Raw genomic sequence first — 16,526 nt, forward strand, 5'->3', positions numbered from 1 at the left:
AAGGCCGCTGTAACGCGGCCTTGTATACAGGAATTCGGTGCCTATTGCACCAGAAGTTTCAGGAACCTCTTCTTGCCGAGCTTGATGATGTATTCACCCTTGGCAAGCGGGGCTTCCGCGTCTTCGTTCTTTTCGCCGTCCACGCTGAATGCGCCCTGCTTGATCAGGCGACGCGCTTCACCGCGGGACTTGCTGAGTCCGGCATCGGCAAGGAAGGCAGCCGGAGCGGATGCTTCGCCCTGCTCGCAGGAGAAGGTTTCGATGTCATCCGGAATACCGCCCTTGGCAAACACGGCGTTGAAGCCCTGACGCGCTTCTTCGCCTTTGTCGTCGCCGTGGTACTGGCCCACGATATCCATGGCCAGTTCTTCCTTGGCGGCCTTGGGATGCAGAGCACCGCTTTCCACGCCCTTCTTCAGCTCGGCGATTTCCTCAAGAGACTTGCGGGAAACCAGCTCGTAGTAACGCCACATCAGCTCGTCGGAAATGGACATGACCTTGCCGAACATGTCGGCAGGTTCGTCGTTCACGCCGATGTAGTTGCCGTAGGACTTGGACATCTTCTTCACGCCGTCCAGACCTTCCAGAATGGGCATGGTCATGATGCACTGCGATTCCTGCCCTTCCTGCGACTGCAGGTGGCGGCCCATGAGCAGGTTGAACTTCTGGTCGGTGCCGCCGAGTTCGATGTCGGCCTTCAGCGCAACGGAGTCGTAGCCCTGAATCAGGGGATACAGGAATTCGTGAACGGAAATGGGGGTGTTGCTCTTGTAGCGCTTTTCAAAATCATCGCGCTCGAGCATGCGTGCCACGGTATAGCGGGAAGCCAGACGGATGAAATCGGCTGCATCGAACTTGTCCATCCACTCGGAGTTGAAGCGTACCTCGGTCTTTTCGGGATCGAGAATCTTGAACACCTGCTCCTTGTAGGTTTCCGCGTTACGCAGAACGTCTTCGCGGGTCAGGGGCGGACGCGTTTCAGAGCGACCAGAAGGGTCGCCGATCATGCCGGTGAAGTCGCCGATCAGAAAGATGACGGTATGACCAAGCTCCTGAAAATGGCGGAGCTTGTGTATGGCGACGCAGTGCCCGAGGTGCAGGTCGGGCGCGGTGGGGTCAAAGCCCATCTTCACACGCAGCGGCTTACCGCGCTGCAGCTTCTTGCGAAGTTCCTCAACGTTGATCAGTTCAGCGCAGCCGCGCTGGATGATCTCTAGCTGCTTATCAATATCCATGACACTCTCTTTCGATATATGAAATGTGTAAGAGGGTCTTGCAGAGAATGGGGGTTATGTCAATGCCGCAAGGCCCGCGCTATTCGCGCACAAGCTCGATGTGCACGGCCTTGCCCGTTGCGGGGTCGACCTCCACGAGCACACCGTTCACGGTGACATCGCCCTTTGCAAGAATGAACCTCTGGGGCAGCTTGGTCAGGAAACGGGTGACGATCACGTCCTTGTCCATGCCAAGGCACGAGGCTTCCACCCCGCACATGCCCGCGTCGGTAAGATAGCCGGTTCCTTCCGGCAGAATCATGGGGTCGGCGGTCTGCACATGGGTGTGCGTGCCGACCAGGGCGCTTATGCGTCCGTCCAGATACCAGCCCAGCGCTTTTTTCTCGCTGGTGGCCTCTGCATGAAAATCGATGAACCGGATGCATACATCGTCCGGCAGCGTCTTGAGCAGTGCGTCCGCCACATGGAAGGGGCAATCCACATCGTCCATGAACGTGCGGCCCTGCAGATTGAGCACAGCCACACGGTGTCCGGACGCAAGCTCCACAACCGTCATGCCCCTGCCCGGCGCGCCTGCGGGATAATTGGCGGGGCGCACCACGCGCTGCTCCCTTTCCAGTCCCGAATACATTTCGCGGTGCTTCCAGATATGGTTGCCGGTGGTAACAACGTCCACCCCCATGCCCAGAAGCTCGCGCAGCACGTCCGTGGTCAGGCCCACGCCGCCGGAAGCGTTCTCGCCGTTGGCAATGACCATATCCGCGCCAAGCCGCTCACGCAGCTCAGGCAGTTTGCGTTTCAGCACCACCCTGCCGGGCTTGCCCATCACGTCACCGAAAAAAAGAATCCGCATGCGTTCTCCAGAATTCCTGTCTCAAACCCGCTTCTCAGAAAAGAAGCACATCAACCTCCGCCCCTTCATACACGCCTTCGCTGTCGGAGGGAATGCGTATGACCCCCTGCGACAAAATCAGCGTCTTGAGCAGGCCGGATTTGCCTGTCACGGGGGTGGCGCGCACGCTGCCGTCCACGGCATCAAGCCGCACGCGCACATAATCTTCGCGCCCCGGCTTGGAAGCCACGTTGCGCGTCAGCACAGCACGGCGGGCGGGCCACAGGGACTGATCGAACGGATTACGCCAACCGGCAAGGTGCCGCAGAAACGGCATGCCCAGCACGAACATGACCACCTGCGCAGAGGCCACCTGACCGGGCAGCCCCCACACGGCCTTATTGCCGCAGCGAGCCAGAATGAGCGGTTTGCCTGGGCTGATGGCCACCCCGTGGTTCACGAGTTCCATGCCTTCTATGCGTTCAATGGCAGCCACGGTGAGATCGCGTGTGCCCACGGAACTGCCGCCGGAAAGAAAGACGGCGTCGTTGGCGTCCAGCGCCGTGCGCAACGCGGATTCAAGGCTGGCAAGATCATCCTTCACAAGGCCGTACTGCGTGGGCAGACCACCTGCTCGCGCCACGCTGCGTGCAAGGGTTGAGCTGTTCACATCGCGCACCTGCCCCACCTGCGGGGTCTGCGCCACCGGCACAAGCTCGTCTCCGGTGGAAAGAATGCCCACACGGGGCCGGGCATGCACGGCAACATCCGCAATACCAAGGGCCGCCAGCAGGCCAATTTCCTGCGGGCGCAGCAGGGTTCCGGCTGCAAGGGCCACCTTGCCCGCTCCGGCATCTTCCCCCTTGAGCATCACGTTGTCGGCGGGGGCAAGGGACTTGCGCATTTCCACAGTGCCTGCGCCCAGCTCCTCTGTGTGCTCGATCATCATCACGGCATCGGCCCCTTCCGGCAGAATGCCCCCGGTCACGATGGAAGCACACTCTCCGGGCCGCAGCGAAAATTCCGCAGGCTTCTCTATGGGCACCGCGCCCACACTTTCCAGATAGGCGGGGTTCATTTCGGAAGCGCCGAAAACATCCTGCGCACGCAGCGCGTAGCCGTCCATGCAGGAACGCGGCGCGGCAGGCAGGTCTTCACCGGAAACCACATCCTGCGCCAGCACGCGGCCATCCGCCGCCATGCCGGACACCGTTTCTTCCGTCAGGGGAGAGAAGGTCCGCAGCACATCGACAAACGCGGTCACGCTCAGCACATTGAAAAAACCGTTCTTCATGCAAACCACTCTTCGGGCTTCCCTGCCGCCGCGATGACCAACATACGCTGGCCGTGAACCGGACAGAAGGATTCGTGCGCTATAAAAAAAGCCGGACCGTTCCGGCGGAAACGTTGCAAATCACTTTTTCCATACTTGCGACATCACACGCAATTAATCAAGCCGTCTGTTCTGCCTTGCGGTTTCGCACTCCTGCTGTTTTTTTGCACACAGCGTTGACCTGTCTATAACTTCACACTGTAGGGAGTAAGCAGGAGGTGCGTATGACCACCAATGAACGAAAGGATCTTGCGGCAACCATGCATGTGGATGCAGCGCCGGAAACCGTGTTTCCCCTGCTCTGCCCCGTGCGTGAATACGACTGGATTGAACAATGGCAGTGCACAATGGTATATACCCGTTCGGGCTATGCAGAACCGGGCTGCGTCTTTCAGACCGCTTTCAAGAATGACGCAGGCGGTGACGAGATTACGGACACGTGGGTCGTCTGCCGGCATGAGCCGGACAGGGAAGTGGCCTTTGTCCGCAACAACGGGCACAGGACCATTCTCTACACCATAACGCTTGAACCAGATATCCGTGGCACGCGGATGACATGGAAGCAGCAGCTCACCGGCCTTACGCCGGAGGGCAACGACATGGTCAGGGCTGCAACGCAGGCGGAGTTTACCACCCTCGTTGCCTCGCTGGAAATAATGCTCGATCATTATTGCATCACGGGGCGGCGGCTTTCCGCTGACGACGTGCGTGAGCGCCTCGCCGGAGCCAGTTAAACGCCTGTTCAGCGCTTGCCAGTAACTGCCTGCAGCAAGATGATTCTGCGTAACGGAGGATTCCGCATGTATACGGTCGGCAGACTTGCCAGACGGTTCGGCCTTTCGCGCAGCACCCTGCTCTATTACGACAAGATCGGGTTGCTGCGTCCCTCATCCCACACGCACGGGGAATACCGCCACTATTCAGAGGGGGATGCCGAACGCCTGCAACGCATATGCATGTTCCGCGATGCGGGTCTCAGCTTAGCGGCCATCGCCCGCGCACTGGATGCGGAACCCGCAGACCGGAGTAATGACACAGGCGAAACCACTCCGCTGAACGCCATTCTCGAAGAAAGGTTAGAGGAACTGCACCGCGAAATGGTGGCCCTGCGCAACCAGCGCACCATCATCACCGGCCTGCTCGGGCTTGATTCCCTGCCCGAAGCAACACCCATCACACGCGAGCTGTGGACCTCGCTGCTTTCCGATGCCGGATTCAGCGAAGATGACATGCGCCGCTGGCATGCGGATTTTGAACGCACCGCACCGGAGCAGCATGCGCGGTTCCTGAAGGTGCTGGGCATTCCCCAGTCCGAAATCGGCCTTATCCGCGCATGGGCCGCAGCCCCGCAACGATAAAACGGCTGTTCCGTACAGACAGCACCGTACCGCATTAAACCACAAACAATGTAGAGCCCAATCCACGGGGAGCAGGAGAAGACCTCCCCTGCTCCCCGTTCTTTTTCCACCCTGCAACTCGCGCTTAAGCTCCATTTTCCGCACCGTGCGTCCCTGCCTCAAGCGATACGGAATACTCGCGCCACCTTCCCGACCGCCCGTCATGATTGACAGCCCCCCGCGCATCCCCGTAGGTTAATGGGATGAACTTCCTCAAAGGACACTCTCATGCGCGGTGACGTTCTCGTCGTCGACAAGGATAACGACTCACTTTCCGGATTACCCGCCGTGCTGCGGGAGGCAGGCCTGCAGGTCACGCACGTGAAGAACCACGACGAGACCCGCGCCACCCTCGCGCAGATGGATTTTTCCGTTGTGGTCGCCGCCCTTGAGGAACATCACGCCCACAAGCAGACCCTGCTCAAGGTGATCAAGGGCAACACGCCGGAAACGGAAGTGGTGCTCGTCTCGCGCACGGCCACGGTTGATGCAGCGGTGCGTGCCATGCAAATGGGTGCCTACAACTATCTGCCGCTGCCTGAAAATCCTTCCGATCTCGTCATTGTCATCCAGAAGGCATTTGAAAAAAGCCAGTTGCAGCAGGAGCTGATGGAGCTGCGGCACATGATCCGCGGCCAGCAGGCCATGCCCATGCTCATTGGCAAAAGCGCCAAGATGCAGGCTCTCAAGCGGGAAATTGCCCGCGTTGCGCCGCTGGACTGTACCGTGCTCATTCAGGGCGAAACCGGAACCGGCAAAGAGATGGTGGCCAAGATGGTGCACCGCCTGAGCCTGCGTTCCGACAAACGCTTTCTGGCGGTGAACACCGGAGCCTTTAACGCGGAACTGCTTGCCAACGAACTGTTCGGCCATGAACAGGGAGCCTACACCGGTGCACAGCGCACCAAGGCAGGCGTGTTCGAGGCAACGCATCAGGGCACGCTGCTACTGGACGAAATAGGCGAAATGCCGCTTGGCATGCAGGTGCAGCTCTTGCGCGTGCTGCAGGAACGCACGGTGGTCCGCGTGGGCGGCACTGAAGAAATTCCCGTGGATGTGCGCCTCATGGCCGCCACCCACCGCGACATTGAAAAAGAGGTGGAACGCGGCCGCTTCCGTCAGGACCTTTTCTACCGGCTGAACGTCTTCACGCTCAAACTGCCCGCCCTGCGCGAACGCGTGGACGATATTCCCCTGTTCTGCCACTATTTCATCGAAAAATTTGCCAACTCCTTCAAGAAGGATGTGACCGGCATGGACGATGAAGTGCTCGGCATTCTCATGGCCCACCCCTTCCCCGGCAACGTGCGCGAGCTGGAAAACCTCATCGAGCGCGCCGTGGTGCTCTGCGACGGCTCCACCATCGAGGCACGCCACCTGCCGCAGGAATTTCACAAGGCCGCCGCCATGACACACCATGACGTGCAGACCGACGAGGGCCTTCTGCCCCTCACCGAGGTTGAACGCCGCCACATCCTCAAAGTGCTTGAGCACGTGCAGCACAGCAAGGGACAGGCCGCCAAGATACTCGGCATCGACCGCGCCACGCTCTGGCGCAAGCTGCAACGCTACGGTATAGAGGCGGACTAAGCCGCCTTTTTACCGCTCTGCGGGTATTCTCCGCCCTCAGATTCTCCGGCACAATCCCTGGCACATTCCCTGGCCCGCGCCAATTGCTCTCCTTAATACTCTTGTTGCCACTCTCCTTAATGCTCTCGCTATCACTCTCCTTGTCGGCCTTTTTGTTACCCATTTTTAACGTCCGTTTTTGCTATCCATCCTGAAACATGGTTTCAGCCGCAGCATTCTGCCCATTTTTCACGCATAAAATCAGATAGTTGCTCACAGGCAATCCCGGCACATTGCAGAATGCAACATGTTGCATTCTGCAATAAAACTAAAAAAACCAATAAAATCAGCTTGTGCAAATGAAATTCGTTATCACGTCGTTGCAATGTGCAACACACCCATTTGCCACCAAATTGGTTCAAATTATTTTAGCATTTATTTTCAGTATGTTATCAAACGTTACAACTTTTGGCACGAGTCTTGGATATACCCAAACGCAACCAGACAGGACAAAGGTCGCAAGCCTTACGGAATGTCCATTTACCTCCTTGGGGCATTCCGTAGGTCACAGCAAGACGGCAACCTTGTTGTGACCGGTACCGAAAGGTACCAGAACTCCTCCATACTCCTTCGTCGTGTCTGCCGGGAACACAGCCAGTCTCCATATACGCTTGGCTATGAAAAACCCCACACAGCACCACCCCGTTCCCGGTGGCACACGCAAAGAGGCCGTATCTGTTTAAGATACGGCCTTTTTTATTGTCCTGTATTCCGCCGCGACGAGCCTAGTGCAGTTCCTGCAAAAACTGGCTGCATGTGCACAGGCGTGCATAGCGCATCTGCAAGGCAGCCATGAATGCGGCATGCACCTTGGCGGCTTCCACCTCCACCCCGTCAAAGGCAAGGGCGCGGGCTGCGCAGGCGTCATGCAGCACCGTGCATGTATAGCCAAGATCAAAGGCCGCGCGCACGGTTGCATCAACACACATGAGCGACATCATGCCCCCCGCAACCAGATGCTCCACACCAAGCTGCCGCAGCAGCTCTGCCAGCCCCGTCTCGCGAAAGCTGTTCGGGTAATGCTTGGTCAGCACCGGCTCTCCCTGCACTGGGGCGACAGAGGCGTGAATCTCCGCCCCTCGCGTTCCCGGCAAAAAAAAGGTGCTGCCCGCTGCCACGGCCTCGTGCCGTATGTGCACTACGGGCATGGTGCGCTCTCTGAATGCGTGAAGCACCTGTGCGGCTCCGGCCCCCGCAGCGGCTGCACCTTCCAGCTCAAAAGCACCACCGGGAAAATAGTCATTCTGGATGTCTATCAGTAACAGGGCTGTATTTTTGAGATGACTCATAGGGTTCTCCTTATCCTGAATCTGGTTCTGTTCACGGCGTTTGGTCATATGAATGTACCCTATCACGCAGACCGCGCGAGCCTCACATATTTCACGATGGCCCTGCTCTTCCGGCCGGTTCGGGCTCACAGATCCGGCTATTCACAGGCCCGTTGTTCACCGGTCCGTGGCTCACAGGTCGGGCTGTTCACCGGTCAGAGTCATCGCACCTGCCCCGTCTGCTACGGCTCCGGTACGTTCCCATACGCCCGCCGACTCCGCCAACCGCTTACAGGATACATCCTATGCCTTACGTTGCACCTGCACGAGTGGCCGGATTGACAAAAAAAGGGTAAAAACCGACAATCCATTTCCGGAGGTTGTCATGCACATTGCCCTGCTGGCTGTTGAAAATTGCCTGCACTCCTGCGTTACGGGTCTACGCGACATGTTCCTTGTGGCTGCCGCCAGAGGGGATGGCGCGGGCGGCACCTATCCCTTTACCGTGAGCATCCGTACCAGGGACGGCCAGCCCGTGCGTGCCTTCGGCAACATTCCTCTCATTCCGGACGGTGCCCTTGCCGCCCCCCATCTTGACCGGCCGGATGTGCTTATTCTGCCCGCCGTGCTTGATGATCTTGCCTCCCTCTGCGCCGATGCCCCGCTTCTTGAAGACATTCAACGCCTCCATGCAGGGGGCACGCTCACGGCATCGGTCTGCGCAGGCTCATGCCTGCTGGCCGCCGCAGGCATTCTTGACGGACGGGAAGCCACCACCCACTGGAACCTTGCGGACGAATTCAGCAGGCGGTTCCCGCAGGTGAAACTGCGGCCGGAGCGCATGCTCGTGGATGGGGGCGACTTCATCTGCGCAGGCGGGGTTACGGCCTATCTCGACCTTGCGCTCTACCTCATCAGGCGGTTCCGCTCTGCCGAAGAAGCAGGAGCCCTTGCCCGGCTCATGCTCATAGACCCGCACAGGGAACGGCAGACCCCCTACAGCATGGGGGGCTTTCGCAAAAACCACGGCGACGGCGCCATCCTTGCCGTGCAGGACTGGCTGGAACAGCACTATGCCGAACCATGCCCCGTAAGCGCCCTTGCAGACCGCGCCAATATGGGCGAGCGCACCTTTCTGCGCCGGTTCCGCGCGGCAACAGGAGAAACCTCGGTGGCCTACCTGCAACGCCTGCGCATGGACGCGGCAAGACGCCTGCTGGAAACCACCGCACTGGGGGTGGAAGAGATAACCGCCGCCGTGGGGTATCAGGATGCCGCGTCTTTCCGAAAGCTTTTCCGTTCACTGACGGGCATGTCACCTGCCGCCTACCGCGACCGTTTTTCACTACGGAGTCCCGTCGCGCCCGCTGCGGGCAGGCGGGCGGCGCGCTGAGCAGAATTCCGGCAGGTCGCGCGTGCTGTACAACCGGAGAAACGGACAATTTTTCGCCCCCTTGCAAGATGCCGCGCATTGCAACGAAGGGCGTATCGTGCGATACTTAAAAGAAGTACGCGGTTCGCCACGACACCCGTTCACGCTGAAGAATAGCCGGCCAACTGCCGAAGCATTGCCGGACTACAACAGGGCTACTGCCGCATTAGCACCGGATTACTAGCGGTCCGCGACCGGTCCACAACCGGACCGCTGAGACGCATACGGCAGCAACAGTTCCGGCCAGCCCGCAAGGCTGGCAAAGGGCGCAACGGCAATCGCCTGAGAAAACGGCCGGACCATGGAGCATGGCAGGCCCGCATCCACACCGAAAAGGAGAGAAAGCATGTTTTCCGCCGCCACATACGCAGAACGCCGCGCCGCACTGCTTGCCAGACTGAAGGAAAGCGGGGCCACAGGCATCGTATTTTTACCCGGAAACGTGGAAGTTGCCCTCAACTATGATGCCAACAGCTACCCCTTCCGGCAGGATTCCACCTTTCTCTACTATTTCGGACATGATCAGGCCGGACTGAACGGCACCGTCGATATCGACTCCGGCGACATGCGGCTGTGGGGTGACGACCTTTCCATGGATGACATCATCTGGTCCGGCCCCAAGCCGGACATTGCGGAACGTGCAGAACGCTGTGCCTGTTCCGCGGGGGGCAACAACAGCGCCCTTGTTTCCATGCTCCATGCCGCGAAAAAGAGCGGCAGAACCATCCACTTTCTTCCCCCCTACCGCATTTCCAGCGCACACTGGGTTGCCTACTGCATTGATGAACAGCTCAGCACCAAATCCGGCACGGACATCAGCGCACTCAAGCAGGCATCGTCCCTGCCCCTGATTCAGGCGGTGGTGGCGCAGCGTTCCGTGAAGACCATCGAGGAAGTAACCGAGATGGAAAAGGCGCTTGGCATATCCTACGCCATGTATTCCAAGGCCATGGAGCTTGCCCGCGCAGGGCTCGGCGAACGCTGCATAGCAGCGGCCATTGATTCCACCGTGGCACTGGGCGGCTCACGCAACAGCTTCACCACCATCTGTACGGTACGCGGCGAGGTGCTGCACAACCACGACTACAGCAACATCATGCATCAGGGCGACCTGCTGCTCATAGATTCCGGCGCGGAATCCGACCTGCACTACGCCTCGGACATTACCCGCACGCTGCCCGTGGGCGGGCTGTTCTCCTCGCGGCAGAAGGATGTGTACTCCCTCGTGCTCAAGGCCCAGCAGACGGCCATAGGCATGGCCGCTCCCGGCGTTGCCTACCGCGACTGCCACTTTGCCGCCGTCACCTGCATTGCCTCCGGCCTCAAGGACATGGGCCTCCTGCGCGGCAACGTGGACGACATTGTCCGCGAAGGCGCACACGCCCTGTTCATGCCGCACGGCCTCGGCCACATGATCGGTCTGGACGTGCACGACATGGAACACCTTGGCGAAGAACATGTGGGCTATGACGAAACCTGCACACGCTCGGCCCAGTTCGGCCTGCGCTCGCTGCGCTTTGCACGCCGCCTGCGCACGGGCTTCACCGTCACGGTGGAACCGGGCTGCTACTTCATTCCCGCACTCATGGACAAATGGAAAGCAGAAGGCATCTGCAAGGACTTCATCAACCACGATGCATTGGAACACTTCCGCGACTTCGGCGGCATACGCATTGAAGACGACATTCTCGTCACCGATTCCGGCTGCCGCATCCTCGGCCGCCCCATCCCCAAGACTCCGGAGGGGATAGAGGCCCGCATGCACGCCCGCAGCTAAAAATGTAGGCAATCGTTCTTTCCGGACGGCGCAGGGACTTTTCCTTGCGCCGTTTCCTTTTTTGATAGTACGATCAAATGTCACACTCGACGTGGGGGAATCTCAGTGGATTACGCAGCACATCTTCGCGGCATTATTCGTGAATTCGCGCTTTCAGGGGGAGGTTCGTTCCTCGTCATGTCAGAGGACACCATCTTCCTCAAGATGCTGCAGTCCGCCCTGAACAAGCAACTTGGCATTCCCCACCTGCGCATACATTTCCTGCGGAGCATAGAGGCTCTTCTCGGCCAGCTTCCGCTGTGCGAGGTAAAGGGCGACAGCCCCTTCATCATCATGGAACAGCGCTTCAGGGGTCGCCTGCATGATCAATATGTAAAAAAGATCAAGGAACAGGCACCGGAAAGCAGGGTAATCGTGCTCACCAACGAGATAACACGCGACGGCCTTGCCCTGCTGTATGAACTGGGGGTGGACAACACCATCGTCAAACCCCTTTCCATGAACACGCTGATTGAAAAAATTGCCAACGCCATTGTACCGCCCGCCAAGCTCGGCAAGCTCATGGACCAGGCGCGGCAACTGCTGGCCGAAGGGGAAGCCAAAGCCGCCCTTAACGTGACCGACAGCATTCTTTCCATCAAACCGGACAGCTCCACTGGGCTCATGCTGCGTGGCGATGCCCTGCGAGCTTTGGGCCAGCCCAACGAGGCTCTTCTGCAATACCAGCAGGCCATGGAAATGGCTCAGCTCTTTGTCGGCCCTGTGCAGAGGCTGGCAGAGCACTATGCCGAACTTGGCGACACCGTGCGCGAACTGCATTATCTGCAGAAACTGGATGCCTTAAGTCCGCTCAACTATGATCGCAAGATAGACATGGGCAAGGCCAGCCTTGTTCTCGGCAGGGCGGATGTGGCCCATAAATATCTCAACGAGGCCGTGCGTATTGCCGGACAGGGCGATGCGCGCCTGCTGGGAGAGGTTGCCGCAAAGCTTGCCCGCACCTGCATGGAGCACTTTCCCGAGGCATGCGAGCAGCATCTGCGCACCATTGTGGATATGGGTGGCACCATGCCCACAAAGGCCATTGCCGAAACATGGAACCGGCTGGGCATTTCCCTGCGGCGTCAGGGCAGATGGCAGGATGCGGTAACGGAATACACCAAGGCCATACAACGGGCTCCCGACGACGAAAACCTGTACTTCAACAAGGCGCTGGCTGAGACTGACGGCCAATTGCATGCGGAGGCTGCCCGCTCCCTCAGTGCCGCCATCAGCATAAACCCTGCCTTCGGCAGACACGATCCCGCCATGGCTGCCAGAATGTCCCGCATTTTCGAACTGGCGGGCGAGCTGGAACAGGCCCGCAAATATTCCGCCATAGCGGAAGAGCTGGACAACGCGGAACACGACCCGAACGACTGATTATCCCCCCTCGCTCTTTTTCCGGCATCGGCTTCCCTGCATGGAATCCGGCCTGCCATTCCCCCTGACCGCCCCTTTACTGTTTGCTGCTGTTTTCCCTGCCCACATGCCAAGAGCTTTGCCTAAATCAGCCCAGAACACCGGGCATGAACACAACTCGTGCGGGACACCTGAACGCGCTCGCAACGATACGCCCGCTCAAGGCCAGCCGCATCCTTGCCCCGCCGTACATTTCCGTTGCCTTTGCCCGCAGTTATCATCCCCCCTGTGACTTTTTCACTAATCACGATGCAATCCCTTCCGTTTTGTGGTATGGCGAAGTCATTCCCGAAAGGCTCTTTATACAATCCGGCACCAAGCCTGTATTTTCACCACAATAGCAAGCCCACTAAAGGAGCATTCACCATGGCAGACAAGGAAAAACGCAAGAAAAATGTCATTGAAGTACTGAACAAGGCTCGCGCCATGGAGCTGCAGGCCATCTCGCAGTACATGAACCAGCACTATAATCTGGACGACAAGGACTACGGCGAGCTGGCTGCCAAGATGAAGCTGGTTGCCATTGACGAAATGCGTCATGCGGAAGCTTTTGCCGAACGCATCAAGGAGCTGGGTGGCGAGCCCACCACAGAACCCACCGCGCGCCCCGAAAAGGGACAGGCAGTGCAGTCCATCTTCCCCTTCGACGCCGACCTTGAAGACGACACCATTGACCAGTACAACCAGTTTCTGCTGGTCTGTCGTGAAAATGGCGACAGCGTGAGCATGAAGATCTTCGAACAGATCATCGAAGACGAGCAGGCCCACTACAACTACTTTGACGCCATTGCCAACCACATCAACGACCTTGGCGACACCTACCTTGCCCGTATCGCCGGAACCTCTTCTGCTACAGGCCTGCAGCCGCAGGGCTTTGTTCTTACCGGCAAGGCCGGAGCATAAACCACAACGACGGAATCCTTTCCGCCGCAACAACGAAAAGCGCCGCCGTACCCTCAAGGTACGGCGGCGCGCCTTTATGACCTCTATTATCCTGCTCTCTTCTTACTGGACCGGACTTTCCAAAACCGATGACGAAATGACGATCATCACGCGGCGGTTGAGTTCGCGGTTACCCGGAATGGGGGTGCCGTGCGCATCAAGGTTGGGTACCAGCGGGCGCACATGGGCATAACCGCGCACGTCCAGTCGCGAGGCATCCACTCCCTGCCCTATCAGGTGGCGTGCAACGGAGGCCGCCCGCCCTGCTGAAAGCTCCCAGTTGGACGGAAAACGGTCTGACACGATGGGCAGATCGTCGGTATGCCCTTCCACGGAGACATGCAGCCTGTTCGCCTTCAATTCTTCGGCAACACGGTCGAGAAACGGCAACGATGCCTGCGTGAGTTCTGCGCTGGCCAGCGCAAAGAATACGGGACCATGCAGGCGTATTGCAACGGAATTAGCCCTGCGCTCTATCTGCATGGCCGAACCCGCGCCCTGCAGGCGTTCTTCCAGCCCGCTCATGAGCGCATCAAGCGCTGCATTACCAGAACCGGCTGCCCCCTCCTGTCCGGCTCCCGAGATAGCGGCTCCCGAGGTCGCGCCTTCATGCGCTTCCGCCATGACAGGTCGGTCTTCATCACCTCCGGCCGGAGTCGTATGTGCCGGTACCTGAGCCTGCTGCCCTGCAGGTTGTCCTGCCAATTGTCCTTCAGGCTGTTCGGCCAGCTGTTCGGCTGACTGTTCGGCCGATTGTCCGGCCTGCCGCTGTCCTGCGGATTGCTGTACTGCGGGTTGCCGAACGTTACTCCGCATCTCCGCAGGGACTTCCGGCTGCGTTTCAGATTGCACGTCCGGTACCGTCTGCGTCATGTCGTCCGTCCGTATTGTCGTGGTATCGGTCAGTGCCCCCGTTTCCGGCCTTGTCCGGTCCAGCGGCGTTTTCTTCATGGCCAGACCGAGCGATTCCGCCACCTGCTCATACCGTTCAATATCCACGGCGGAGATGGAAACCATGAGAATGAAAAAACACATGAGCAGGGTCATCATGTCCGCAAATGACACGGCCCATTCCTCGCCCTCTTCATGGCGCTTGCGCAGCCGTTTCAGGTGACTCTTCATGCTGCCTCCCGCTCCTGCTTAGTTGGGCCGGGCCTGAATGGACGCCCAGCGGCGCGGGGGCAGATAGGCGCGCAGTTTGTCGAGCACAATCCCTGCGGGAGCGCGGTCGTGTATGTAGAGTATGCCGTCGCGGATAACCGTCATGAGCAGCACCCGCTCCTCTATGCGCTTTTCCACCTTTATGGCTATGGGCAGGAACAGCATGTTGGCGAACAGCACCCCGTAGAGCGTGGTGGTCAGCGCGGTTGCCATGGCAGGGCCGAGTGCGCGGATATCCCCTCCCATGGACTGCATCATGCCGATGAGCCCTATGAGTGTGCCGATAATTCCGAAGGCAGGTGCCAGACGCGCCATGGTGCGGAATATGCCCGCCGAGGACATTTCCTGCTCGTAATGCTGCTCTATGCGGGTATCCAGAATCCGGTTGATTTCATCGCGGCTGTAGCCGTCCACCAGCATCTGCACGGCGTGGCGCAGAAAGAAGTTATCCATACCCGGCAGAGAAGCTTCCAGCGACACGGCACCGCGTGCCGAAGCTTGCTTGGCAAGACGCACCAGCTCGTCGATGTACATGCCTATGGGCAGTTCCTCACGGCTGAGCGCCAGAAGAAAGGCGTTTATGGTACGCCCCACTTCCTTGACCGGATAACAGATGAAGGTGGCAGCCGCCGTGCCGCCGAAAACAATGGCAAGCCCGGCCGGATTGAGAAACACCCATATGTTGGATGTGGAAAAAAAGGTGGCCAGGGCAAGAATGAACAGACCGGCAACAAACCCGAGAACAGTGGCAATGTTCATTTACCGGCCCCCTTTGCGTCCGCGTTCCTTTCTTCCTTCGCCGCGCCTTTGCCATCCCCCTTCAGTTCACGGACAAGTGCAATGGCCTCTGCCTCCACGTCCGCCAGTTCCATGTCATCCACTGCGCGGTCTGCAGACTCTTCCTTCACCATGGCCGCGATCTTGCCGGACATGCACCCGAGCATCTTCGTGCGCGTTTCTTCCTGCGCTCCGGCATAGAGCACCAGCACCTTGTGGAAGCCAATCTTCTGAAACACATCGCGCAGGGTGTTGTTGTCCACAAAGACAAGGTCGTCCACGCTCTCCAGCTCATCAATATTGAGCCGCTTGCGCTTCACCCGCTGGAAGAAATCCTCTCCCTTCACCTGCGCCCATTCGCGCATGGCATCCGCAGGGAAAAAGAACAGATTCTGGGGAATCTCGTGCTGGGCCAGCTTCTTGTATAAAATTTCCGGCGTGCTCTTCACCATCTCGGCAAGGCCCTGCATGTCGATGAAATCCAGTTCGCTGGTGCAGGGCGGCGTTTTTTCGGGCAGTTCCATGCTCAGGTTGCGGGCCACGGTCATGAAAGATGCAGGCTCCTTGAGGGTGAGGTGCTTGTCCTGCACATATTCGGACGACACATTCATATTGCCGAGCACATCCTTGCGATAGGTTGCGCTCTTTATCTCTGAAATCGTCATCACCCCCAGCCGCTGCAGCCGTTCCAGTACCTCGTCTATCTCAAGCTGGCTCACCAGCAGCACGTTGCGCACGTTGCGGCAAAAATCCACATAGCTGAACGGCACGGGAACATTGGCGGGGTCCCCTCCCTTTGCAGCAGGGGCAGGCGGACGGGTCGCCTTGTGGGTGAGTTCGAGAATCTGGCAGATGGAAAGAAAGCTGTTGGGCGCGGGCTGCTCGTGCACGGCCCTTTCCAGAACGGAGATGCGGTCCATGAGATAACGCACTATGCGCTGCATGGGACCGGGGCACTTGAGCAGCAGGGTCTTGAGTGTGGTCTGGTCAATGACCAGCAGGTCCACAAAGTCATCGGCCACGGCGTTGGCATGAAAGGGTGCTCCGGTAATGACGGCTGATTCGCCGAAAATCTGCCCCGGCAGCATGCGCCCGACAATTACCTTACGGTTGTTCACCACGCGGTAGATGGAAACGGTTCCCTTTTTGACCATGTATGCCACGGGGTTGAGCTGCCCCTCGCGGAATATCATCTGACCTTTGTTGAACGACTTTGTCTTCTCTTGCGTACTATCCCCCATGGTTCCTCCCTGACATTGACACAGCCTGAATCGGACAACCG

16 protein-coding genes are annotated in these 16,526 nt (G+C 58.8%); 8 read left to right on the forward strand and 8 right to left on the reverse strand.

The features are described from left to right. Window positions 1-41: 41 nt before the first annotated feature. The 3 genes from tyrS to HUV30_RS02670 all read right to left on the reverse strand — a co-directional run bounded on the left by tyrS (window position 42) and on the right by HUV30_RS02670 (window position 3,361). Window positions 42-1,235 (reverse strand): tyrosine--tRNA ligase, encoded by a 1,194-nt coding sequence (tyrS, locus tag HUV30_RS02660; protein ID WP_174403837.1) that lies wholly within the window; start codon window positions 1,233-1,235, stop codon window positions 42-44. 79 nt (window positions 1,236-1,314) lie between these two features. Further along, window positions 1,315-2,088 carry a TIGR00282 family metallophosphoesterase gene (locus HUV30_RS02665; protein WP_174403838.1) on the reverse strand — a complete coding sequence of 258 codons (774 nt, stop codon included), beginning with the start codon at window positions 2,086-2,088 and terminating at the stop codon, window positions 1,315-1,317. Between the two features lie 34 nt (window positions 2,089-2,122). Further along, window positions 2,123-3,361 (reverse strand): molybdopterin molybdotransferase MoeA, encoded by a 1,239-nt coding sequence (locus tag HUV30_RS02670; RefSeq protein WP_174403839.1) that lies wholly within the window; start codon window positions 3,359-3,361, stop codon window positions 2,123-2,125. Window positions 3,362-3,624: 263 nt separating this feature from the next. Here HUV30_RS02670 and HUV30_RS02675 point away from each other — a divergent pair, with 263 nt between their 5' ends. The 3 genes from HUV30_RS02675 to HUV30_RS02685 all read left to right on the forward strand — a co-directional run bounded on the left by HUV30_RS02675 (window position 3,625) and on the right by HUV30_RS02685 (window position 6,387). After that, entirely contained in the window at window positions 3,625-4,134 is a 510-nt protein-coding gene (locus HUV30_RS02675) for an SRPBCC family protein (RefSeq protein ID WP_174403840.1), read from the forward strand. A 66-nt stretch (window positions 4,135-4,200) separates the two neighbouring features. After that, complete coding sequence (locus HUV30_RS02680; protein ID WP_174403841.1) at window positions 4,201-4,758, forward strand: MerR family transcriptional regulator; 558 nt, start codon at window positions 4,201-4,203, stop codon at window positions 4,756-4,758. A gap of 267 nt (window positions 4,759-5,025) precedes the next feature. After that, entirely contained in the window at window positions 5,026-6,387 is a 1,362-nt protein-coding gene (locus HUV30_RS02685) for a sigma-54-dependent transcriptional regulator (protein WP_174403843.1), read from the forward strand. 764 nt (window positions 6,388-7,151) lie between these two features. On the opposite strand, the gene HUV30_RS02690 is transcribed toward HUV30_RS02685, so the two are convergent. Continuing rightward, the gene (locus tag HUV30_RS02690; RefSeq protein ID WP_174403844.1) at window positions 7,152-7,715 is read right to left on the reverse strand and encodes a cysteine hydrolase family protein; all 564 of its coding nucleotides are present in this window, start codon (window positions 7,713-7,715) and stop codon (window positions 7,152-7,154) included. Window positions 7,716-8,079: 364 nt separating this feature from the next. On the opposite strand from HUV30_RS02690, the gene HUV30_RS02695 reads away from it, so the two are divergent. Continuing rightward, the gene (locus HUV30_RS02695; RefSeq protein ID WP_174403846.1) at window positions 8,080-9,087 is read left to right on the forward strand and encodes a GlxA family transcriptional regulator; all 1,008 of its coding nucleotides are present in this window, start codon (window positions 8,080-8,082) and stop codon (window positions 9,085-9,087) included. 219 nt (window positions 9,088-9,306) lie between these two features. Here the strand turns inward: HUV30_RS02695 and HUV30_RS02700 are convergent, their stop codons facing one another. Then, entirely contained in the window at window positions 9,307-9,474 is a 168-nt protein-coding gene (locus HUV30_RS02700) for a hypothetical protein (protein WP_174403848.1), read from the reverse strand. Between HUV30_RS02700 and HUV30_RS02705 the strand changes: the two genes are divergently transcribed. The 4 genes from HUV30_RS02705 to HUV30_RS02720 all read left to right on the forward strand — a co-directional run bounded on the left by HUV30_RS02705 (window position 9,473) and on the right by HUV30_RS02720 (window position 13,267). Continuing rightward, a complete protein-coding gene (locus HUV30_RS02705; protein WP_174403849.1) occupies window positions 9,473-10,903 on the forward strand; it encodes an aminopeptidase P family protein in 1,431 nt (476 codons plus the stop codon). The genes HUV30_RS02700 and HUV30_RS02705 overlap by 2 nt on opposite strands. A 105-nt stretch (window positions 10,904-11,008) precedes the next feature. Continuing rightward, window positions 11,009-12,325 (forward strand): tetratricopeptide repeat protein, encoded by a 1,317-nt coding sequence (locus HUV30_RS02710; RefSeq protein WP_174403851.1) that lies wholly within the window; start codon window positions 11,009-11,011, stop codon window positions 12,323-12,325. A 146-nt stretch (window positions 12,326-12,471) separates the two neighbouring features. After that, on the forward strand, window positions 12,472-12,705 hold the full coding sequence (locus tag HUV30_RS02715) for a hypothetical protein (RefSeq protein ID WP_174403853.1): 234 nt from the start codon (window positions 12,472-12,474) through the stop codon (window positions 12,703-12,705). Between the two features lie 25 nt (window positions 12,706-12,730). Further along, window positions 12,731-13,267, forward strand: coding sequence for a bacterioferritin (locus HUV30_RS02720; RefSeq protein WP_174403855.1), 537 nt, complete (start codon window positions 12,731-12,733; stop codon window positions 13,265-13,267). Between the two features lie 102 nt (window positions 13,268-13,369). Here the strand turns inward: HUV30_RS02720 and HUV30_RS02725 are convergent, their stop codons facing one another. The 3 genes from HUV30_RS02725 to HUV30_RS02735 are packed head-to-tail and all read right to left on the reverse strand — an operon-like array spanning window position 13,370 to window position 16,485. After that, a complete protein-coding gene (locus HUV30_RS02725) occupies window positions 13,370-14,428 on the reverse strand; it encodes a flagellar motor protein MotB (protein WP_174403857.1) in 1,059 nt (352 codons plus the stop codon). 18 nt (window positions 14,429-14,446) lie between these two features. Beyond that, window positions 14,447-15,226, reverse strand: coding sequence for a motility protein A (locus HUV30_RS02730; protein WP_174403859.1), 780 nt, complete (start codon window positions 15,224-15,226; stop codon window positions 14,447-14,449). Then, the gene (locus HUV30_RS02735) at window positions 15,223-16,485 is read right to left on the reverse strand and encodes a cyclic nucleotide-binding domain-containing protein (protein ID WP_174403860.1); all 1,263 of its coding nucleotides are present in this window, start codon (window positions 16,483-16,485) and stop codon (window positions 15,223-15,225) included. The genes HUV30_RS02730 and HUV30_RS02735 overlap by 4 nt, the downstream gene beginning before the upstream one ends. Window positions 16,486-16,526 lie beyond the last annotated feature (41 nt).

This window comes from Desulfovibrio subterraneus (assembly GCF_013340285.1).
Taxonomy (GTDB): Bacteria; Desulfobacterota; Desulfovibrionia; order Desulfovibrionales; family Desulfovibrionaceae; genus Halodesulfovibrio; species Halodesulfovibrio subterraneus.